The 21,669-nt window shown below is 42.4% G+C and carries 16 protein-coding genes; 12 read left to right on the forward strand and 4 right to left on the reverse strand.

The features are described 5' to 3' along the window. Positions 1-1,232 precede the first annotated feature (1,232 nt). From H6G28_RS15790 to H6G28_RS15805, 4 genes are all read left to right on the forward strand, one after another. A complete protein-coding gene (locus tag H6G28_RS15790; protein WP_190591175.1) occupies positions 1,233-1,664 on the forward strand; it encodes an AbrB/MazE/SpoVT family DNA-binding domain-containing protein in 432 nt (143 codons plus the stop codon). Between the two features lie 170 nt (positions 1,665-1,834). Beyond that, positions 1,835-2,698 (forward strand): CPBP family intramembrane glutamic endopeptidase, encoded by an 864-nt coding sequence (locus H6G28_RS15795; protein WP_313949932.1) that lies wholly within the window; start codon positions 1,835-1,837, stop codon positions 2,696-2,698. Between the two features lie 80 nt (positions 2,699-2,778). After that, the gene (locus tag H6G28_RS15800; protein ID WP_190591177.1) at positions 2,779-3,066 is read left to right on the forward strand and encodes a type II toxin-antitoxin system Phd/YefM family antitoxin; all 288 of its coding nucleotides are present in this window, start codon (positions 2,779-2,781) and stop codon (positions 3,064-3,066) included. Further along, positions 3,050-3,376: a type II toxin-antitoxin system RelE/ParE family toxin gene (locus H6G28_RS15805; RefSeq protein WP_190591179.1), complete on the forward strand. Its 327-nt coding sequence runs from the start codon at positions 3,050-3,052 to the stop codon at positions 3,374-3,376. The genes H6G28_RS15800 and H6G28_RS15805 overlap by 17 nt, the downstream gene beginning before the upstream one ends. A gap of 96 nt (positions 3,377-3,472) precedes the next feature. Here H6G28_RS15805 and H6G28_RS15810 read toward each other — a convergent pair whose 3' ends face one another. Further along, entirely contained in the window at positions 3,473-4,426 is a 954-nt protein-coding gene (locus H6G28_RS15810; RefSeq protein WP_190591181.1) for a heme o synthase, read from the reverse strand. Between the two features lie 450 nt (positions 4,427-4,876). Next, positions 4,877-5,833, reverse strand: coding sequence for a COX15/CtaA family protein (locus H6G28_RS15815; RefSeq protein ID WP_190672061.1), 957 nt, complete (start codon positions 5,831-5,833; stop codon positions 4,877-4,879). Between the two features lie 407 nt (positions 5,834-6,240). On the opposite strand from H6G28_RS15815, the gene H6G28_RS15820 reads away from it, so the two are divergent. The 4 genes from H6G28_RS15820 to H6G28_RS15835 all read left to right on the forward strand — a co-directional run bounded on the left by H6G28_RS15820 (position 6,241) and on the right by H6G28_RS15835 (position 14,134). Then, a complete protein-coding gene (locus H6G28_RS15820) occupies positions 6,241-7,311 on the forward strand; it encodes a cytochrome c oxidase subunit II (RefSeq protein WP_190591185.1) in 1,071 nt (356 codons plus the stop codon). Positions 7,312-7,389: 78 nt separating this feature from the next. Then, on the forward strand, positions 7,390-9,150 hold the full coding sequence (gene ctaD, locus H6G28_RS15825; protein WP_190591187.1) for a cytochrome c oxidase subunit I: 1,761 nt from the start codon (positions 7,390-7,392) through the stop codon (positions 9,148-9,150). A gap of 269 nt (positions 9,151-9,419) precedes the next feature. After that, complete coding sequence (locus H6G28_RS15830) at positions 9,420-10,043, forward strand: cytochrome c oxidase subunit 3 (protein WP_190672064.1); 624 nt, start codon at positions 9,420-9,422, stop codon at positions 10,041-10,043. A 275-nt stretch (positions 10,044-10,318) separates the two neighbouring features. Continuing rightward, positions 10,319-14,134, forward strand: a complete 3,816-nt coding sequence (locus H6G28_RS15835; protein WP_190672067.1) for a tetratricopeptide repeat protein — start codon at positions 10,319-10,321, stop codon at positions 14,132-14,134. A gap of 377 nt (positions 14,135-14,511) precedes the next feature. On the opposite strand, the gene H6G28_RS15840 is transcribed toward H6G28_RS15835, so the two are convergent. Next, a complete protein-coding gene (locus tag H6G28_RS15840; protein WP_190672070.1) occupies positions 14,512-15,927 on the reverse strand; it encodes an isochorismate synthase in 1,416 nt (471 codons plus the stop codon). Between the two features lie 646 nt (positions 15,928-16,573). Between H6G28_RS15840 and menA the strand changes: the two genes are divergently transcribed. The 3 genes from menA to H6G28_RS15855 are packed head-to-tail and all read left to right on the forward strand — an operon-like array spanning position 16,574 to position 20,286. After that, on the forward strand, positions 16,574-17,473 hold the full coding sequence (menA, locus tag H6G28_RS15845; protein ID WP_190591198.1) for a 2-carboxy-1,4-naphthoquinone phytyltransferase: 900 nt from the start codon (positions 16,574-16,576) through the stop codon (positions 17,471-17,473). 48 nt (positions 17,474-17,521) lie between these two features. Beyond that, a complete protein-coding gene (locus H6G28_RS15850) occupies positions 17,522-18,817 on the forward strand; it encodes an o-succinylbenzoate synthase (RefSeq protein WP_242054595.1) in 1,296 nt (431 codons plus the stop codon). Next, the gene (locus tag H6G28_RS15855; RefSeq protein WP_190672073.1) at positions 18,802-20,286 is read left to right on the forward strand and encodes a 2-succinylbenzoate--CoA ligase; all 1,485 of its coding nucleotides are present in this window, start codon (positions 18,802-18,804) and stop codon (positions 20,284-20,286) included. Before H6G28_RS15850 ends, H6G28_RS15855 begins: the two co-directional genes overlap by 16 nt. Before the next feature lie 117 nt (positions 20,287-20,403). Here H6G28_RS15855 and H6G28_RS15860 read toward each other — a convergent pair whose 3' ends face one another. Then, positions 20,404-21,000: a DUF2087 domain-containing protein gene (locus H6G28_RS15860; RefSeq protein WP_190672075.1), complete on the reverse strand. Its 597-nt coding sequence runs from the start codon at positions 20,998-21,000 to the stop codon at positions 20,404-20,406. Between the two features lie 174 nt (positions 21,001-21,174). Between H6G28_RS15860 and H6G28_RS15865 the strand changes: the two genes are divergently transcribed. Next, complete coding sequence (locus H6G28_RS15865; protein WP_190672078.1) at positions 21,175-21,390, forward strand: helix-turn-helix domain-containing protein; 216 nt, start codon at positions 21,175-21,177, stop codon at positions 21,388-21,390. The last annotated feature ends 279 nt before the right edge of the window (positions 21,391-21,669 follow it).

A 21,669-nucleotide genomic window follows, 5' to 3' on the forward strand; every position in this document is an offset into this window, starting at 1 on the left:
GTCCGAGATTTATGTTAAGCTCTGAGCTTTAGTAGCAAACAGGCGATCGCAGCTGATTGTTCACCTTCCCTGTTTCGGAGTTATAAATAAAAGAGTTTTTCGGGAGACCAACTCAAGTTAATTATCTACATAACGATAATATTCCCATTTCCTACACTTCATCTGCTTAATACATCTTTATATCCATCAGGCTTCTAGCTAAAATCTACTGATTGGAGAAATTAGGAAACTAATTCCCAAAGGTGAATTTTGGCTGATATGGAAGTGTGAAAGCTGATAATAAACATCTGATGGCGGTCATTAAGCACTTGACAGATGTGCAGAATATTTATTCTTCCCATAGACAGACACTCAAAATGCTTGAGAGGTGGTTTGTCTTGTGAGGATAAACCCGCAGGTGAAACCGCTTTGTATTTTTGTCTCTTCTCTATCTCGAATATCAAAGAATGGCACTTGCTCAAAACTACCGATCTAAATTTAGATGAATTTTTATAAAAGTGCTGCTGCAATACGCATGGTAGCTAATAAACCCGGATGAAAATCCTGACTGCTTGTTACCTCGTTAAGTTAAATGATTGAAATAAAAGTTCGTCTGTAAATTAAATTCAAACATAAACAATTATTTTGCTATTATTAGTCCATGCTAGTATTTAATATAAAATTACGAAGTAACAAAACTAGTCTCAATCGTCGTATAAGCGCGATGATCACTACTTTGTTTTTTCGTAACCTAGAGACAGAAAATTTTGTGTCTCTACATCTGAGGCAAAAGTTGTATGTCTAGGAGAGCATATTCAAATACTATGCTGTCTTAAGCTTAAGAGGAAGAACGGTTAAAACCTACAACTCAAGGGCAATAAAGGCAAGTACTGAAAGTGGAAAACCTGCAATTTCTTGGGTCTACTACTTATTTGGAGTAGAAACAACCTTATTTGTAAAGGTGGCTTAAAGTTACACCGCTACAGTAGCGCCAAAAGAGAAAATTATTGCGTTTTCAATGGCGAATCATGGTTAACAGTGTCCTAAAATCACCAAAATAAATGTCTGTGACAAAGCTGACTTGAATCTGTTGCAGACAAACATAATATAGGCGCTTGTTGCTCCTCTATCAGTAGCAATTTAACCCTTCCCTTAAAATTTTGAGCATCTTTTGACGGAGGCTCAAGAGTTAAATACTGCCGTCAGACTACATAGTTTATCAGTTTGGAGAGAGTAAGGATAATTTGAGCGTAATGACAGAAACTGCAACTGCACCATTAACTGGAAAAGCACTGCTTGCTAAAGTAAAAGAACTTTCTAATTTACCTAGAAGAGAAAGAGCAAAGCAGTGTGGCTATTACACTGTTACTAAGAATAACCAGGTGCGCGTCAATCTCACTGATTTTTATGACGCTTTACTATCGGCTAGAGGAATTCCCCTAAGTCCAGAAGCACCTAAAGATGGCCGTGGCCGCGAACCGACATATCGGGTTAGCGTTCATCAAAATGGTCAAATTGTCATTGGTGCAACATACACCAAGGCAATGGGTTTAAAACCAGGAGATGAATTTGAAATTAGACTGGGTTACAAACATATTCACCTGATTCAACTGGGTGAAAGTGATAAAAAAATCTCCCCAGAGGACATAGATGAGGTAGATGAGGACTTAGACGAAGAAGAGTAAATTCTTGGGTTGTAGGGAGAAGTTTTCGAGAAATTTTGAGAAAATATATCCCTACCACGAGAGCAAATAACTCTGTTTAAGAATTCTGTACTAATAAAACGATACGATGAGACATATTGCTCAAGCCACAAATTTTACTAGAGTCTTGACCACAACCTAAGAAGTCTATCGTGTTTTGTTTATTTGTTTTAGCAAATTTTTTTCAGCCATCAGGCAACACCTTACTGTCATTGAGAGAAAATGCACCAGTAGCCGTTGTCTTGATGGCATTTTTTATAAGTTGGGTAGTATGTTGGCTGCCATTGGCAGTAATATCTGCTATTGTTATGGGTTGGCAACCAACAAAGCCTTTACAACCAGAGCAGAAGTTACCATTAATTGTGACACTTTACTTATTAGCTCCCCTGGTACTTTGGGGAGTAATTTGGTTGTTTGGTAGGTCTTTTGCTGAGTATGGCTTAGGAGTAAATCTTTCCCTGGTGGGTGGTATTGGGATAGGTTTTGGCTTGGGATTATTCAGCCTCGCTATGATGTTTGCTGTAGAATTGGGGCTTGGTTGGTGTGAATTTGCCCAGGCGAATATTAAGTTATTACCATCTATCTTGCTACCAATTTTATTAGTCGCGTTATTGGTAGGTGGGGTAGAAGAATTAGTTTTTCGTGGGTTTTTGTTCACGGAATTAGAAAGAAATTATCCAATATGGATAGCAGCAACAATTTCTAGCTGCATATTTGCTATCTTGCACTTAGTTTGGGAACAGCAAGAAACGCTACCACAAGTACCGGGACTGTGGCTGATGGGAATGATGTTAGTGATGGCGAGAATAGCAGATAAAGGCAGTTTGGGTATAGCTTGGGGATTACATACAGCTTTGGTGTTGGCGATCGCTACTATAGATACAGCCCAACTCATCACTTACACAGGTAAAGTACCCGAATGGTGGACTGGTAAATATAAAAAACCTCTGGCTGGATTAGCTGGGGTTTTCTGCGTTCTGGGAACTAGCCTAATACTCTATTTAGGTAGTCTGTAGATTTGGCAAACGCGATCGCTCAACTATTTATGTTAGTCTGATTTTTATATCAAATTAACTGTTAATTTCATGCTGAGTCTATGATTGACCTCAATAACATTCACTCGCTCTCAGAATTTCAGCGAAACACCAAACAGTACATCCAACAAATGGAAGAAAGCGAAAAGCCGCTCGTCCTGACTGTTAATGGTGCTGCTCAACTTGTTGTCCAGGATGCTAAAGCCTATCAAAAGCTCTTGGAACGTTTAGAATATGCTGAAACTGTAGCTGCACTCAGACAAGGAATTCAGGAAATCGAGCAAGGAAAAGGAGTTCCAGCTAAAGAAGCACTAGAAGGTTTAAGAAGAAAGCATGGAATTTCGCGTTGACATCTCTCCATTGGCATTAGCTGATGCGGAAAATGCCTATCTTTGGATTCGAGAACAAGATTCAGATTTGGCTGACAAGTGGTTTGACGGACTGCTTGATGCAATTGATTCGCTTGAACGCTTTCCGGCTCGTTGTCCTGTCACTCCTGAAAGTGAGGAGTTAGGAATGGAGATTCGCCAATTGCTCTACGGAAAATCGAAAAGATTCCGCTACCGAATTCTTTTTGGAATCTCTGAAACTGAAGTGAACATTTATCGAATTAGACATACTGCACAACAATACTTGACAAAAGATGATGTGGAGTTATAGAAATAATCAAAATTATTGTTTAGTAGTATTTTAATGTTGAGAAATACGATCGCACCCCTAATTCTCCTAGTGCGATCGCATTTATTTTGGTCTACCTTAATTAAACAAGTGCAACTGAGCAATAACAGTACTCACCAAATGATGAGTAATGGGTAGACTATCAATCACCATTGCTAAACATAACAGCATCATGTAGGAGATGGAGTAGAGAAATAGTTCTCTGGCTACAGTGCGGTCTTCTGGTTGTTGTAATAAACACCAAGATTTGCGGATAAATAATCCACCTAAACCAGCTGCGATCGCTGCATAAATAACCCCACTGGCGTGCAGGGGATAAAACAACAACAACGTAGCGATGACTGTAGTTAGGGTATAATACCAAATTTGTTTGACTGTGGCTGTTGCACCTGCAATCACCGGGAGCATGGGGATGCCTACCTTGGCGTAGTCATCCCGAATCATCAACGCCAGCGCCCAGAAATGGGGGGGTGTCCATAAAAAGACAATGGCAAAAATTAACCATGCTGCCCAGCTTAAAGTATCTGTCACAGCCGCCCAACCAACCAAAGCCGGAATTGCACCAGCCGCCCCACCAATCACAATATTTTGAGTGCTGTGACGCTTGAGCCAATGGGTATAAATCAGTACGTAAAAAACAATGCCAGAGAATGCTAAACAAGCAGCCAATAAATTAGCAAACACAGCCAGTAGGGTAAACGAAAGTACAGCCAAAACGGCTGCAAAAATCAGTGCATCTCTTGGCTGGACTCTGCCAGAAGGCATGGGACGATGGCGCGTCCGTTCCATTTCATAATCAATATCTCTGTCGTAGATACAGTTAATTGTCTGGGCGCTGGCTGCTGCCAGAGTACCACCAGTCAGAGTGACTAACAACAGTAACGGGTCTACTTGTCCCTTGGCTGCAACCCACATACTCCCAGCCGTGGTAATCAACAGCAAGGGAATAATGCGAGGTTTTGTTAGTTGGTAATAGCTTTGAATTACCTGGAGGAATGTTTCGTGGTGGCGAGAGACATTAGTCTCAATCATCTTGGTTCTATTTCCTTAATTGTCAACAATGTGTGTCTAGTCTTGGCTTGGTTGGGTGAGAATCTTTAACCTTGCCGTTTCTCTGTTTGAAGCGCCAAAAGTTGCTAGTGGTTGAGAAACTTCAGCACAGCCAAGTATCTGTAGACTTTCACCAGTGCTAGTTAGGACTTAGGCATCAAAACGAAAAATCAAGGGTTTTGGCGAGGGTGTAGGGGTTCACGGGTATGGGGGTGTACTTATTCAAAATCCTTACACCGTTCGGCTGACGCTCACGGCGAAGCCCCAAACCCTTTCACCCTTACACCCAATCTCCACGAATAATCTTTGTGCGTAAGTCCTACTAGTTACTGGAGATGCAGTGAATTGGTAAATGACTCATGGCTAATGTCCTATCACCATTAGTCAAGAGTCATCGTAGCGATCGCATCAGTTTATCCCCAAAAGGTTAATTTAGGGATTTGAGCTGATAGCTGGGTTAGACAAACTGCTGATTTCACGATTAGCAGCCCAGTCACGCAATGCTAGAACCGTAAAACCCACCAAAGTACCCAACAAAGCCGCACCTACAGCTTGATGAGAGACAGTTAACGGCTCGACTTGCAAATGCAAGCGAAAAGTAGCAACTCCCAACAAAATTTGTAAAACTAACAAACCACCAGCCATGTTTGCCAGTCGCCGCAAAGCGGGATGGAGGGCTGGTGTGCGCCAGGAAATTAACACTACGGCTAAGGTGGCGACGGTTGGCGGGACTAAACCAAAAATATGGCTGTACATCACAGAGCAGAGTTCTGCCGTACCAAAACACTGGTGTAGCGCCCAGCGAGAACCCACAACCGCACCCAGTAAACTCTGCACGTACACCAAAATAGCCGCCGCTAAACCAATCCAGGGCAACTTACCGACATTGCCAGTTCCCTGATATTGAGCTAGAGCGGTACCGACGACTAGTAGGGTGGTGAAAAATAACAGTGCTGTTCCCAAGTGGGCGGTAACGATATCAAACCGCAGCAATTCGGTGACTGTGAGTCCGCCTAAGATGCCTTGAAACACGATTAAAAACAGGGCGAAGCTTGCAGCCCAAGGCAACCAGACAGGCAAAGAACGACGGTGCCACCAAGATAAACCAGCAAGTGCGATCGCGCTTACACCAATCAAGCTTGCATCCAATCGGTGAAACCACTCCAAAAACACTTGGAGATTCATTTGTTTGGCTGGTACTAGTTCCCCGTAGCATAGGGGCCAGTCTGGGCAAGCAAGTCCGGCATTCATTACACGGGTGGCAGAGCCAATAGCCATTAAAATCAACGTGGCTATAGCCATACGCCACACCAAGCGACGAATCATTTCTTTTGGCTTTTGCTGCTCAATTGCCGCATCATTTTGTTGTTTTAGGACAAATTCGTTCATGAACGATTCCTTCTGCCGATCTTGGTAGTAGCTCTCTTAAAATTTTTAATTTTTCCGTACCAACCCATCTCCACCCTAGCGTATACAACTTGGTTTCGAGATGGAGTTTCACCTATTACTTTGAATCACTTCAGATGGTTTTAGTCTGAAGTTTTAGGTATTTTTTAAGATGTGTGTAATAGACAGTTGACAAACAATTTTACTAACCTAAAGTTTTTCTTAAATTTTTCCAGTAATTACTATTTATCCTTGTCAGTATCTAATAAATCTCTTTTACTCAGAAATAGGAAAGTGGCTGAAAAAATTAATAAAAATTTCAGACCATTTGGCTTTTTGTTTAATAGCCTAGACTACCTTAGTAAGTGGGCAGCTTTAAAAAAACGTAGTCAATTAATTCTAGGTAAGCCGTGAAAATTCCAAGTTCCATCTGGACATTACTGATTGGCATCGGGTTGACGTTAGCCAGTCTTTGGTACGGTCAGAATCACGGTCTGTTGCCAACAGCAGCCTCAGATGAAGCCGTCTTAATTGATGGTTTATTTAACTCGATGATGACCGTTTCCGTCGGTATATTTTTGCTTGTTGAAGGTGCTTTAATCTACTCTGTAATTAAATATCGTCGCCGTCCTGGTGATCAAGGAGACGGGCCACCAGTGGAAGGTAACGTCCCGCTAGAAATCCTCTGGACGGCGATCCCCGCCATTATCGTCATCGGTATTTCTGTTTATAGCTTTGAAGTTTATAACGACATCGGTGGCTTCGATCCCCACGCTGTTCACGAAGCGCCGATGAATCAAAGTTCGATGAATATGCCAGGAGCCGCTCTCGCTGCTACTTTAACAGAAGCTCCTGCCAACCTCAATCAAGCAAAATCTGATGAGGCGATGCAAGACCCAGCCACCGCCGCCGTCCGCAATGCTGATCAAATTCCCCAAAAGGTTGATGCTCCTGGTGTTGGTAGTGTGGCTCCAACTTTGGGGGCTAGTCCTGACAAAGCAGGTCAGCCAGCGAGTTTAATTGTCAATGTCACAGGTCTGCAATATGCCTGGATTTTTACCTACCCAGACACCGGAGTGACCACAGGCGAGTTACACGTTCCCATTGGGCGGGAAGTGCAGGTCAATATGACCGCTAACGATGTGATTCATGCCTTTTGGGTGCCAGAGTTCCGCGTGAAACAAGATGCGATCCCTGGTAGACAAAGCGAAATTCGCTTTACACCCAAAACAGTCGGCGATTATGCCCTGATTTGTGCAGAACTTTGCGGCCCCTACCACGGCGCGATGCGAACCCAAGTGGTTGTAGAAAGTCAAGAGAATTTTGACAAATGGATGCAAGAGCAGTTGGTGGCAAGTCATGAAACCATGAATCAAGCCATTGCTGTTAATCCGGCAAATCTGACTCCCGACGAATTTCTCGCCCCATACATCAAAGAAATGGGAATTAAGCCAGAAACTTTACATCAAATTCACCATTAGTCAGTCAACAGTCAACAGTGATCAGTAAACAGGCTGATAACTGACAACTGATAACTGATAACTGAACAACTAACTCCTATGACACAAGCCCAAATACAAGAAACTGCCAATAGCCCGGTGCTGATTGATGAGCCAGGGAAGCGAAAATGGCGAGACTACTTTAGTTTCAGCACAGATCATAAGGTGATTGGGATTCAATACCTAGTCACTTCCTTCATTTTTTACTGCATTGGCGGTGTTTTAGCTGACTTGGTACGGACAGAACTACGTACGCCAGAAGTCGATTTTGTCACCCCAGAAGTATATAACAGCTTATTTACACTGCACGCCACAATCATGATTTTCTTGTGGATTGTGCCGGCGGGTGCGGGGTTTGCCAATTATTTGATTCCCCTGATGATTGGGGCTAAGGATATGGCATTCCCCAGATTGAATGCTGTGGCTTTTTGGATGATCCCTGTTGGGGGTTTAATGCTGGTGGCGAGTTTAGCTGTAGGCGATGCGCCGGATGCTGGTTGGACTTCCTACCCGCCTCTGAGCTTGGTGACAGGCCAGGTGGGTGAAGGGATTTGGATTATGAGTGTGCTGTTGCTGGGTACATCATCGATTTTGGGGGCGATTAATTTTCTCGTCACCCTAATCAAGATGCGGACTCCAGGGATGGGAGTACATCAAATGCCATTGTTTTGTTGGGCGATGTTTGCGACTTCAGCACTGGTGTTGATGTCAACTCCTGTTTTAGCAGCCGGTTTGATTTTGCTGGCCTTTGACTTATTAGCAGGGACAACATTTTTTAACCCGACTGGTGGCGGTGATCCCGTAGTTTACCAGCACATGTTCTGGTTTTACTCCCATCCGGCGGTATACATCATGATTTTGCCTTTCTTTGGGGCAATTTCTGAGATTATTCCCGTACATTCTCGTAAACCAATTTTCGGTTATAAAGCGATCGCCTACTCATCCCTGGCAATTAGCTTTTTGGGACTGATAGTTTGGGCGCACCACATGTTTACCAGTGGTATTCCCGGTTGGTTGCGGATGTTCTTTATGATCACGACGATGATCATCGCTGTACCCACAGGGATCAAAATTTTCAGTTGGTTAGCAACCATGTGGGGCGGTAAAATCCAACTCAACTCCGCTATGCTATTTGCCATTGGTTTTGTTGGTACCTTCGTAATTGGTGGTATCAGTGGTGTAATGTTGGCGGCTGTACCCTTTGATATCCACGTCCACGATACTTATTTTGTCGTGGCGCACCTCCACTATGTCTTGTTTGGTGGTAGCGTGTTGGGGATTTTTGCCGCTATTTATCATTGGTTCCCGAAGATGACGGGACGAATGGTCAACGAATTTTGGGGTAAGGTGCATTTTGCGCTGACCATTGTTGGTCTGAATATGACCTTCTTACCAATGCACAAGCTAGGGATGATGGGGATGAACCGCCGCGTCGCTCAGTATGACCCCAAATTCACGCTGCTGAATGAAATTTGTACTTATGGCGCTTACATACTTGCTGTTTCCACCTTTCCATTCATTATTAATGTGATTTGGAGTTGGTTGTATGGCGAGAAGGCTGGTAATAATCCTTGGCGGGCGCTTACCCTAGAGTGGATGACAACTTCCCCACCAGCAATTGAAAATTTTGAGGGATACCCCGTATTGGCTACAGGTCCTTACGACTACGGCTTAGAAAGAGCGGCCGAAGGTGTGCCATTATCCGATCCCAATCCTTTATTATCGGCTGGCCCCAACTCAGTACTCCGTGCTGATCCTGATGAGCCATATCCCACCATTGAGTCTGACTTGGAACAGCGTGTTTCTGGGACTAGGGATTAGAGGCTAGGGACTAGAGGCTAGGGGCTAGGGATGAGGATTTTTACTGGGTATTTTCCAATACGCTGTACATATAAGTCGAATTACCCCCCTTAATCCCCCCTTATAAAGGGGGGAAAAAGAGAACTCTAGTTCCCTCCCCTTTCCAAGGGGAGGGTTAGGGTGGGGTAATTCCAATGTTCTTAGCAGTCTCACGCTCACAATTTCCTAGCTCTTAGCCAAACTGCATTTTTCATACTTCATACTTCACACTTCACACTTTATAAAAATTCATGCAAAGTCAAACCATTGACCCAGCTAAAACCGAACTTAATCATCATCACAGTGCAGCCACAGTTGATCATCACGAAGCGCATCCAGATCATCGCTTGTTTGGTTTGTTTGTCTTCTTGGTGGCTGAAGGGATGATTTTTATGGGCTTGTTCGGAGCCTATTTAGCTTTTCGTTCCACCTTACCTGTGTGGCCGCCGGCGGGTACTCCAGAGTTAGAATTATTGCTGCCTGGAGTCAACACCGTTAATCTAATTGCCAGCAGTTTTGTGATGCACAATGCTGATACGGCGATTAAAAAGAATGATGCCAAAGGTGCGCGAATTTGGTTAGCTATCACCGCCGCAATGGGGGCGATTTTCTTGGCGGGGCAGGTATATGAATATATGCACCTAGAATTTGGTTTAACCACCAATTTATTCGCCAGTGCTTTTTACGTGTTGACTGGGTTCCACGGACTACACGTTACTATCGGTGTTTTAGCAATTGTGGCAGTGTTGTGGCGATCGCGCGTTCCCGGTCACTACAGTAATGAAAAACACTTCGGTATTGAAGCCGCAGAAATCTACTGGCACTTTGTAGACGTAATCTGGATTATTTTATTCGGATTACTGTATCTTCTGTAGGTATTAATTAGCAAGTTGTTCACTCCACGCGAATAACTTAAAAATCAACCCCCATTAGGGGTTTTTTTAATAGGCATCTTGTCTGTCACTGTACTTAGTGCTGAGTGCTGAGTAAGAAAAAAGGAAGGAAGCACTTTCGCACTCGGTAAATGCCACGCCCAATTGTGGGCGGTCTTTTAACTCAGCACTCAGCACTCTTAATCATATTCTGCTGCAACTTTCCAAAATCGCGCGATATCATAGCAACAGTAACTATAGTCACTACTTAAGTAACCGTGGCTTTCACCTTCACCTTTGCTCTTAGCCAAAACCAAACTTTTGAATTGCGCTGCAATTACGGTACACGCCGTCTAGATGCTGATAAGTTAGCTAGTTTAATTAATCTGTGTGAAGAAAAATATTACTCTCAAAGGCTGGATGACACCGCACAATTGCGGAATATTGGGCGTGAACTGTATTCTTGGCTGGATGGTAAGGAAGGATGGCTAAGGAGGGCGTTAGATGAGACAGATGAGGGGCGCATATATCTAGATTTAATTCAAACCAGTGAAGCACAAAGTTTAAACCCCCAAACGCAGAAAGTGGCGTTAGGCTTGGCACATTTGCCTTGGGAATTGTTACATGATGGCACAGTGTTTTTACTGCAAAGACATAATGCACCTGTACCTGTGCGGACTGTGCAGCAAAGAAATACTAGTGTTTTGGATGTCCAAAATCGGCCTTTGCGGCTGTTGTTTATGGCGACATCACCAGAACACCCAGGCATTGCGCCGCTACAATTTGAGCAAGAAGAAAAAAATATCCTCGAAGCGACGAAAGAGCAGCCTTTGGCTTTGATTGTCGAGGAAAGTGGCTCCGTTATTGAATTGGGGAATTTAGTTCAGTCGGAAGCAAAAGATTATTTTGATGTGTTCCATTTGACGGGACATGGTGTAATTTATACAGAGGCAGAGTTAGGGCGATATTTGCCTAAAAGTCGCAAAATTAAAGATTATACTCCCTGCTTCATCACAGAAGATGATGAAGGAAAAGTAGAATTTACTACTGTTGATGATTTAGCAAAAGCTTTTCAAAATCGCTTTCCGCGTGTGGTGTTTCTCTCTGGCTGTCATACTGGGCAAATTGCCAACCAAGGAACATTCCCTTCAATGGCGCAGGCTTTAGTGAAAGCGGGTGCGGGTGTAGTTTTGGGTTGGGCGCGTCCGGTGTTTGATAGAACTGGTATTATTGCGGCTCAGGCACTTTATCACGCTTTGGCGACTGGGGCGACGGTGGAAGATGCTGTCAAAGCTGTACAGCAAGAGATGATTGCTCAAGAATGCAGTGATTGGCATTTATTACGAATTTATCGGGATAGTCGCGCTATTGCGGAGTTAGTGACACCGCTAAATACTAAAAAGCGGGAGAAGTTGAAGTTTACACCGCCTGAAAGTGAATTTCTGGATGAAAATAACATCGTTAAAGTTGCTAGTCATGGGGAGTTTGTCGGGCGAAGAAAAGCATTACAACGAGGAATGCGGGCGTTAAAACAAACTAGCGATGATATCGGCGTATTTATTGCGGGGATGGGGGGTTTGGGTAAGAGTTCCCTGGCAGCGCGGTTGTGTACGCGGGTGCAAGCGCAACGCCCGAATTTTGAACGGGTGGTGTTGATTGGGGTGGTGGATGAGGTAGGGTTAATTAACAAGCTGGCGAGTAAGTATGAACGGTTTGCAGGTGTACCAGCTTTGTTAAATCAACCGGGAATTTCGTTTAAAGGGCGGTTGCAGAACTTTTTTGCAGCGATAGAAGACGAACACGATAAGCCTGTGTTGTTGGTTTTGGATGATTTTGAGCAGAATATCCCCCAAGAGAATGTGGCTGATGGTAGTTTGCGGATGACGACGGCTGCTTATGATGTGTTAGCCGCGTTGTGTGCAGCGTTGGCAGAAAATCAAGCGGAAAGTCGGTTGATTGTCACCTGTCGTTATTTGGAAGAAAATACTTTACCTCCCCATCGTCTGCATTTGGAAAAATTAAAGGCGATGGGTGAGGCGGATATTAATAAAATTTACTGGCAATTGGATGGAGATGTGCGGTTGCAAGTGAAAAAGCAGCGCCTTCTCAGAATTGCTGATGGAAATCCGCGCTTGTTGAAGTGGTTGGTGGAAGTGGTGCAGTTACCAGATGTAGCTGAAGAAGAATTTTTGACAAAGTTGGAGGGTGTACAGCTAAAGTTTCGAGAGAATATTTTGGCAGAAACGCTGTTAAATGCTTTGGAAGATGAGGAGAAAAAGTTTCTCGCTCAGTTGAGTGTGTTTCGTTTGCCGGTGACAATCGATATTATTAACTCTGTTTCTTCTTGCTCACTTCGACTTCGCTCAGTGAGCGAAAGCCAAGTCGAAGTTAGCCAAAGCCAAGTTGAAGTAAACTCGCCATTCCCTACTCCCCGTTTACTGAGCGAAGTCGAAGTAAACTCCCTGGTTACTGAGCGCAGCCGAAGTACACTCCCCAAATTAATTAGCCTTAGCCTAGTGGAATCAGCGACGACTTACGCCAAGCAAACGCCAGAATATCGAGTGACGACGATTTTAGCACCGTTGCTGCAACCACTATTAAATGAAGAAGAATGGCAAACTACCCGCCAAGCAGCAACACAGATTATTTACCGCAGTTGGTGGGAAGAAGCAGATAACAAGAATGAAGAACAAGCACGAGAAATAATCAGATTAGCAGTGCTGGCGCAGGAAAAAGAAATCGCTGTTACTGTAGGAAATATAGTTGCAAGACGTTGGGTGAATCTTAGCCGATATGTGGAAGCGTGGGAATTATGCCAAGAAATTCTGCAATTGGGTGAAGATTACCGGATTTTAGGAACGATTGCTAGGGCAGAAGAAACTTTAGGTTTTGTCAAGGAAGCACTGACGCATTACGAACAAGCTTTAGAACTGTGTCCAGAAGATGATACACAAGAAAAAGCCACGACGCTACACAACATGGCAGGGTTAAAAGCCCAACAGGGAGATGTCACAGGGGCGATCGCACTTTACCAGCAATCTTTGGATATCAAAGAAAGCATTAACGATGTCCAAGGGAAAGCGGCGACGCTACACCAAATGGCTGGATTAAAAGCCCAACAGGGAGATGTCACAGGTGCGATCGCACTTTACCAGCAATCTTTGGATATCAAAGAAAGCATTAACGATGTCCAAGGGAAAGCGGCGACGCTACACCAAATGGCTGGATTAAAAGCCCAACAGGGAGATGTCACAGGTGCGATCGCACTTTACCAGCAATCTTTGGATATCAAAGAAAGCATTAACAATGTCCAAGGGAAAGCGGCGACGCTACACGAAATGGCAAGATTAAAAGCCCAACAGGGAGATGTCACAGGGGCGATCGCTCTTTTCCAGCAATCTTTGGATATCAAGGAAAGCATTAACAATGTCAAAGGGAAAGCGGCGACGCTACACCAAATGGCTGGATTAAAAGCCCAACAGGGAGATGTCACAGGGGTGATCGCTCTTTACCAGCAATCTTTGGATATCTATGAAAGTATCAACAATGTCCAAGGGAAAGCCATGACACTGATGAATATGGCTTATTGCGAAGGTAAAAGGGGAAATAAAACAAAGCAGTTAGAACTCAACTTGCAAGCGGCGCAATTACTAGGACAAGTCCGCGCTTATATTGATTTGCGTAGTGTGTTGAGTAACTTAGGTTTAACTGTCGACAGCAATGGAATTATTTACCTCGCTCAAGCTGTGTGGCTGTGTCTGCGAGTGCAAGTGCCTTTGGATGATATTGTAAATACGCTCCAGTATATGTACAATCTAATTCCCCAAGGTGATGAAATGGAAGCCTTGCTAGGTGCAGTTGCAATGTATTTCTGTCAAGTTCGCGGTGATGAGCATCCGCAGTTAGAGGAGTTGCAACAACTCAGTTTTAAGATGTTAGCAGGTGCGGCTACTGCTCAAGGTATTGAAATACAGGAAGCTTTGACTACTTGGTTTGTGCAGCAACGGTTAAATGATCCTAATTATTTTATTCCGTGTTTGGTGCAACTGCTAGAGGCGATTGTTGGGGATGAGTGGTTATTTGAGCGTTTTTGAGTTTTTCCAGATCCCCGACTTCTTTAAGAAGTCGGGGATCTAATCGTCGAGTAGCTACTACCGTCAAAACCACTACTAGCTAATACCAATTCGCAATTAAGAAATCTAGCTCCAGTAATACTTTCCTGATTTCTATCTGTCGCATTCTTCTTTCAAATTGGTATAATTACCCCCTTAGTCCCCCCTTGGAAAGGCTACCGTGTACACACAAGTCGAATTACCCTTGGAAAGGGGGGAGAAAGAGAAATCTAGTTCCCTCCCCTTTCCAAGGGGAGGGTTAGGGTGGGGTAATTCGAGAACTGGTAGTCATGTGTGTACAGGTTAGGGAGGGGTAAAATACTGTGCAGCTTCACATTAAATTGGTATAAGAACTTTTACTAAACTAAAGCTTTCAATAACGCCTGGAGTTTGAGTTGCACTTCAGCAAATTCTTTATCGGGGTCAGAACCGGCGACGATACCTGCACCTGCGTAAAGTCTAGCGCGATCGCCATCAATTAATGCCGAACGAATCCCTACAATGAACTCACAGTTACCTTGCGAGTCTATCCAACCTAGTGGCGCAGCATATAAACCCCTTTCAAAGCTTTCGTAACGCCGAATTTCTGCACAAGCCACGTCTCGCGCTGCGCCAGCAACGGCTGGTGTGGGATGCAGTTGCGCCACAATTTTTAAGGGGTGGACGTGAGGGGGAACGGTGGCGCTAATGGGTGTCCATAAATGTTGGATGTTAGATAGCTGTCGCAGACGTGGCGGTAATGTTTGGGGGGATAATCCTAGTTGTGATAAGCGTTGAGTTATAAAATCAATGACTAATGAGTGTTCGTGTCTTTCTTTTTCACTGTTGAGTAAGCGATTTGCATTCGCCGCGTCTTCGGCTGGTGTTTTACCCCGTGGCGCAGAACCCGCTAAAGCATCGGTGATTAATTGTTGATTTTGAATACAAATTAATCTTTCTGGACTTGCACCGATAAAGTTTTGTCCCTTACCATTACTGGTGGAAAAAACATAACAATTAGGATGAATTTGTCGGAGATTATCTAATGATTTATATAAATTAAACTGATGATTTGCCCGGACATCTAAAGCATCTGCTAAAACAATTTTGCTGAGATGACTAGCTTGGATTTTTTCTAAAGCCGAAACAACAGAACGCTTAAATGCTGTACCTTGCGTTACAGGTTGTTTACTCAAGTGGGTTGAGAAAAAGTCAAGTTTAGGTGAGAAATATTCTAAAGAATTAATTAGTTCGACTTTACTCCATAAATCATGCCAAATTTTATCTAAATTGGTGTTGGCTGTGATTAATAGGTTAGCGACTAAGATACAGTCCTGATTTTTTACAGCTATTTGCCAGCGCGGTAAAAATATCGTCGCGGAAGGAAAAGGATAATCTGTTTGAATATTTTGGTTAAAAAAACTAAAGTAACAAAAAAAACGGGGGCTTGCTAAAGGTTTGTGAATATCTCCAAAAGGAATTATATTTTTTAGACAACTTTTGATAAAATGTTCTGCTTGATTAAATCGGTCTTGCCCATTAATTTGTAATTTTGTGACAGCATCAATCGCGGCGATCGCTTCGCCTTTACCTCTATTCTCAAAGTAAAAATTTATTTCATTTGCTTGCGCTAGTTTATCCAATACAACTAAAGGATCAACCCAGTCGAGTTCTAAGGAAATACTCACAATTTGCCGACAATTATTGGTGAGGCAATTTTCTTGAACCGCTAACAGAAATTGGTATATGTCTTTGTGCGTTACAAAGAAGTTGTTACGACATGGTGAAACTGTCATGGATCTAGGAATAGTAAATTTTTTTTAAGTAATCTTCCTAAAGTGTAATTAATCATGGTCTATTTCTACAGGTAACATATTCAGACGACATTTCACCAGAGTATAGTTTGCTTTGTTTTAGGTATTACCAAACGCTGACAATCTATGCTCAGTTTCAGCCTGCAACTAAAGAATAAGTTTTACTAAGGATATGGTTAATCAGTTCAAAAAAGTGCTGACTATTCAGGGCTAATTACTGGGTAAAATAATTAAATAAGAATTCAGAAGTCAGGATTCAGGAGGCAGAATTAATTGGTGGGGATGTAAGCCAGTTATTAATTCTAGACAACTAGTTTTGAGATTTCTTGAGGGTGGAAATTATTGATTCATACCCCAAGATATAGCAGTCTTATTTGATGTGTGAATAACCGAGACAAGGGAGACAAGGAGGAGGGGGTAGACAAGGTAGAGAGATGTTTGTAAATCATTTAATATGGCTATATAGGACTCATATTTGATTTCTGAAAAAAATCAGTACATTCAGATCAGGCTTCTTTCCTACTCCCGACTCTCCATTCCCTATTCCCTACCTACACAAATAAATTCAGAAATCAAACCGGATTCCTATAGGCTGGATTCTATTTTGATAAGCAATCAATATTAACTAATGACTACCAAGCAGATTTCACATTCCAAAAATAAGCTGTGGATGGCGGCAATTAAACCACCAATGTACAGTGTGGCGATTATGCCTATCTGGATAGGAACAGCAATTGCTTTTGCCGAAACCAAGAATTTAAATACAACAGTATTTTTAACTTTTTTAGGAGCAGCAATATTAATTCTGGTATGGGAAAATTTGAGTAATGATGTGTTTGATTCTGAAACAGGAATCGATAAAAATAAACATCATTCTCTAGTGAATTTAACGGGGAAGAAGTCGCTAATATTTTGGTTAGCAAATCTGTGTTTGGTAATTGGGTTGTTAGGAATACTCGCGATCGCTACTTGGCAACAAGACCCAACTGTGATCATCATGATGTTAGTGGCTTGTGCTTTGGGTTATATGTACCAAGGGCCACCCTTTCGGCTAGGATACCAAGGATTAGGCGAAATTCTCTGCTTTTTTGCCTTTGGGCCTTTGTTAGTGCCAACGGTATATTACAGCCAAACTCAAACTTGGTCAGTTGCTAGTTTTACAGCTTCGGTGATTGTTGGGATTGTAACTAGCTTAATTTTGTTTTGTTCACACTTTCACCAAGTTAAGGATGACATAGCCGCAGGAAAGCGATCGCCAATTGTGCGTTTAGGTACAGCCAACGGCGCAAAAGTTTTAGTTTGGTTTACCGCCAGTATCTATCCTTTATCTTTATTGTTGGTGATTTTGGGAATCTTCCCAGTCTGGACATTATTGAGTTGGTTGAGTTTACCATCGGCTTTCAAATTATGTCGCCACGTCCAAGAAAATCACAACTATCCAGACAAAGTTAGCAATTGTAAATTTATCGCGGTGGCTGTACATTTCTGGAGTTGTTTGTTTTTAGGTGTAGGGTTTTTTATTGGGTGATGAGTCGTCAGAGGCACGAAAAGAATAATTAACCGCAGATGAACGCAGATGAACGCAGATAAATTTGTACCTCAACATTCACACTTCGACTTACCTCGACTTCGCTCGGTACAAGTCGCTCAGTGTACATCACTCAGCACTCAGCACTCAGCACTCAGCACTCAGCACTCCCAACTCAGCACTCAGCACTCAGCACTCAGCACTCAGCACTCCCAACTCAGCACTCCCAACTCAGCACTCAGCACTCAGCACTCAGCACTTTTTGAATTTCGTCCTTACCAGCGAAAATTTGCGCGTCCGCTTACTACTCATCATGGTGTTTGGGATATGCGCGAGGGAATTATTCTGCGTCTGGTTGATGAAGTGGGGAATGTTGGCTGGGGAGAAATTGCGCCTATTAGTTGGTTTGCTTCGGAAACTTTAGAACAAGCTTTAGATTTTTGTCGCCAACTACCTAAAGAAATTACATCTGAAACTATTTTTGCAATTCCTGATGATTTACCCGCTTGTCAATTTGGGTTTGAGTCAGCTTTTGAGGGAATGGAGAGTAGGGAATGGGGAGTGGGGGAAAACATGAGTTGTACCTGGATTTCTCACAAGAGAGAAATCCAGGGGAGTAGGAAGGGTGGGAGGATGGTGAAGAAATCTTTCCCCCCACACTCCCCACACTCCCCACACCCGCTACCCATACGTGAGAAATTCGGGTGTAGTGGGTTACTGGCTGCGGGTGAGGTGGCTTTACAACAATGGCAAAAGCTGTGGGAAGAAGGATATCGTACATTTAAATGGAAAATTGGTGTTGATGCGATCGCCACAGAACTCGCAATTTTTGATAACCTATGTCGTAGCTTACCCGCCTCAGCTAAACTGCGCCTCGATGCTAACGGTGGACTCAGCTATGAAGAAGCCGAGTTATGGCTAGAGACTTGTGACAAAATTCAGGGTGAAGTTACCGCAGAAATTGAATTTTTAGAACAACCCCTACCTGTGAAAGACTTAGCGGGGATGTTGGAGTTAAGTAAATTTTACCGAACTGCGATCGCATTAGATGAATCTGTCGCCACACTCCAACAACTCCTCAGTTGTTATCAACAAGGTTGGCGCGGAATTTTTGTCCTTAAACCCGGAATTATTGGTTCACCATCAAAGCTGCGTCAGTTTTGCCAACAACATAAAATTGATGCTGTATTTTCCTCTGTATTTGAGACTGTCATTGGTAGACAAGCTGCACTTAACCTTGCAGCCGAATTATCTCGCAAAAACAGAGCCGTTGGTTTTGGTGTTGATCATTTTTTTGCCCAAGCAGCAGCAACAAATCCTGAAAATTTATGGAACAACCTTTAACTTATCTGCAAAATTTACCTCCATCTGATTGGTTAATTACTGACAAAAGCCATCAATTTTCAGTAATAGCTAAAAAACTATATTTAGAACTCACAGAAATATTAGAAAAACGCCACACGCCACCAAAAATTATCCTAGCTGAACGCGAACCAGTCAAATTCTTAGCTAGTTTTCTCTCCGCTTGTGCAGCCAATTGTCCTGTATTTCTCTGTAACCCCGACTGGGGAACACAAGAATGGGAACAAGTATTTGAATTAGTCCAACCAGATATTATCTTAGGAATCAATTTTAATTCCCCTTCCCGGTTACTGAGCGAACTTGTACTGAGCGCAGCCGAAGTAGCCGAAGTAAACTCCCCACTCCCGGTTGGTGAGCAAACTTGTACTGAGCGCAACCGAAGTAGCCGAACCACCACTCCCCACTCCCAACTCCCCACTCCCAACTCCCCCCAAATCATGATTCCCACAGGCGGTTCATCAGGTAACATCAAATTCGCCATCCACACTTGGCAAACACTCACCGCATCTGTGCAAGGATTTACAGAATATTTTCAGTTAACTCAAGTAAATTCTGTTTGTGTATTACCCCTTTATCATGTCAGTGGGTTAATGCAATTCATCCGTTCTTTTACAACTGGCGGTAAACTCACTATTCTGCCATTCAAAAATTTAGAAACTGGACAAATACCTACAATTCAACCAGCAGAATTTTTCCTTTCCTTAGTACCAACTCAACTACAACGCCTTTTACAAAATCCAGAATTAACTCAATGGTTAGCCCAATTCCAAACTATTATGTTAGGCGGCGCACCAGCTTGGCAAGAATTATTCGATAAAGCCCGATTTCATAATATTAGATTAGCACCAACCTATGGTATGACAGAAACCGCTTCGCAAATTGCCACCCTCAAACCTGATGATTTTCTTCAGGGTAAAATTAACAGTGGACAAATTTTACCTCATGCCCAGGTAACAATTCACAATTCCCAAGGCGAAGTTTTACCACCTAATCAAATTGGGAATATTACTATTCAAGGCAAATCTTTAGCCCTTGGTTATTATCCTCATCATTGGGAAAATCAAGATTATTTACAAGTAGATGATTTAGGCTTTTTAGATAATCAAGGTTATCTGAATATCATCGGACGCAACAGCGATAAAATCATTACAGGCGGCGAAAACGTTTACCCGTCCGAAATTGAAGCAGCTATTCGCGCAACTCAATTAGTTGTTGATGTTTGCGTAATTGGTGTACCTGATAAACATTGGGGACAAGCTTTAACAGCTATATATATTCCTCAAAATACTCATATTTCTCATTTAGAAATCACAACTTTACTAAAAAATCAACTCAGTAAATTCAAAATTCCTAAACATTGGATTTGTCTGGACGATTTACCCCGGAACGCCCAAGGTAAAGTTAACCGTCAAGCACTACAACAAATAGCCGCAGAATTTCTGCACAATTAACCCATATCTTGCACCATTCTCAAGACTTTGTTGGGTTTCGCTATCGCTCCACCCAACCTACTTTTCTTGAGTAGCAGAGAAATGAGAGTTTGACAGGTATTTTGCGTCAGCCTTGTATTATTTTCCATCTTGGAGATTACGTGAATAAATCTCGTCTTCTCGTTGAATTAATTTGTGGCTAATTAAATCACGTCGCAATGTCATGTAATCAGGATGATAACGACTGAGAATTTCGTTCACCATCGGTTCATTATATTCCACTCCTGGCTCAAACTTCTGAGAAAGCCATTTAAGAATGACTAAACGTTTTTTACGACTTACAGGAATTTCCTTAAGGCGCTGAAATCCATCTGAACTGTTGGAATTACTGTCTAAATAACTGTGTAGAACTTTGTTTTCCCAAGCTTCAGTATCTATATTTTCAATTAAAGATGCTATCCTTCCTGGCGTAAAAATTTCCTTACTGATATTTTCTAAGGCTTCACTATCTAGCTGATACAAACGGCTGTTACCATCAGGGCGCATAGTCACTAAATTTACTTCTTTAAGTTTCGCTAAATGGTGAGATACGGTTGGTTCTTTGAGTTGCATGAGTACAGCCAATTCTTCCACACTACACTCTTGATTTGCCAAAATACCTACTATCTTCAATCGACTTTCGTCAGCTAACACTTTAAAAAACTGTAGCAGGGTCTGAAACTGTTCTTTTCCCATAATTTTGTTATAATCAATTCGATCCCGATCTAATTAGAAAGAAATCGAATTAGTTATACTGCCCTCCTAAGATGCAGTAAGAATCTCCTATTGGTTAATTTTTTTATTAATGTCAATTTTGCGATTTGTTTAGAGAAAAAATGAATTTTCTTAAGTTGTTCTTCACATTTCGCTATGCTGAAACATTCGTTAGTTAGAAAAATCAGAAACCGGACAATTAAACAAGGTACATCTCTTGTACAAGCGGCTAGATTTTTAGGCGCAGACCAGAGTACTTTGTATGTAGCTCTGCAAAAAGGGCAAATTCCCTCAACCACCAGAAATGGCAGGACTGTGATTAGTCAAGGAGCCTTAATGGATTATCAAGCGAGGAGCAGACCTCTCTTATAAGTAATTGAAATAGCAATGATTAGAAATTAAAATTTAACCGAGATTGAGTAGCGATCGCCTAAACAATGTCAATGATTAATTGACATAGAGTTCTAGTCTAGCGTAATAAAAACCAATTCAAGATAGCAAATACAAATTTGGGTAGATACACAATGTTTTTTTAGGAAACTGTATTTTAATCAAACACAGATATTTTTCTGGGTAAATTTTTAGTTGATGTTTTGTCAGCCAGACTTGGCGATCGCTTCACCAAAACCATCACCCAAGTTTATTGATAAA

Source organism: Nostoc sp. FACHB-190, from assembly GCF_014696905.1.
Taxonomy (GTDB): domain Bacteria; phylum Cyanobacteriota; class Cyanobacteriia; order Cyanobacteriales; family Nostocaceae; genus Nostoc_B.

Excerpts from the sequence above, each read along its gene's own strand:
- H6G28_RS15790 (WP_190591175.1), top strand. The coding sequence starts at position 1,233 with ATGACAGAAACTGCAACTGCACCATTAACTGGAAAAGCACTGCTTGCT.
- H6G28_RS15800 (WP_190591177.1), top strand. The coding sequence starts at position 2,779 with ATGATTGACCTCAATAACATTCACTCGCTCTCAGAATTTCAGCGAAAC.
- H6G28_RS15805 (WP_190591179.1), top strand. The coding sequence starts at position 3,050 with ATGGAATTTCGCGTTGACATCTCTCCATTGGCATTAGCTGATGCGGAA.
- H6G28_RS15810 (WP_190591181.1), bottom strand. The coding sequence starts at position 4,426 with ATGATTGAGACTAATGTCTCTCGCCACCACGAAACATTCCTCCAGGTA.
- H6G28_RS15815 (WP_190672061.1), bottom strand. The coding sequence starts at position 5,833 with ATGAACGAATTTGTCCTAAAACAACAAAATGATGCGGCAATTGAGCAG.
- ctaD (WP_190591187.1), top strand. The coding sequence starts at position 7,390 with ATGACACAAGCCCAAATACAAGAAACTGCCAATAGCCCGGTGCTGATT.
- H6G28_RS15830 (WP_190672064.1), top strand. The coding sequence starts at position 9,420 with ATGCAAAGTCAAACCATTGACCCAGCTAAAACCGAACTTAATCATCAT.
- H6G28_RS15840 (WP_190672070.1), bottom strand. The coding sequence starts at position 15,927 with ATGACAGTTTCACCATGTCGTAACAACTTCTTTGTAACGCACAAAGAC.
- menA (WP_190591198.1), top strand. The coding sequence starts at position 16,574 with ATGACTACCAAGCAGATTTCACATTCCAAAAATAAGCTGTGGATGGCG.
- H6G28_RS15850 (WP_242054595.1), top strand. The coding sequence starts at position 17,522 with ATGAACGCAGATAAATTTGTACCTCAACATTCACACTTCGACTTACCT.
- H6G28_RS15855 (WP_190672073.1), top strand. The coding sequence starts at position 18,802 with ATGGAACAACCTTTAACTTATCTGCAAAATTTACCTCCATCTGATTGG.
- H6G28_RS15860 (WP_190672075.1), bottom strand. The coding sequence starts at position 21,000 with ATGGGAAAAGAACAGTTTCAGACCCTGCTACAGTTTTTTAAAGTGTTA.
- H6G28_RS15865 (WP_190672078.1), top strand. The coding sequence starts at position 21,175 with ATGCTGAAACATTCGTTAGTTAGAAAAATCAGAAACCGGACAATTAAA.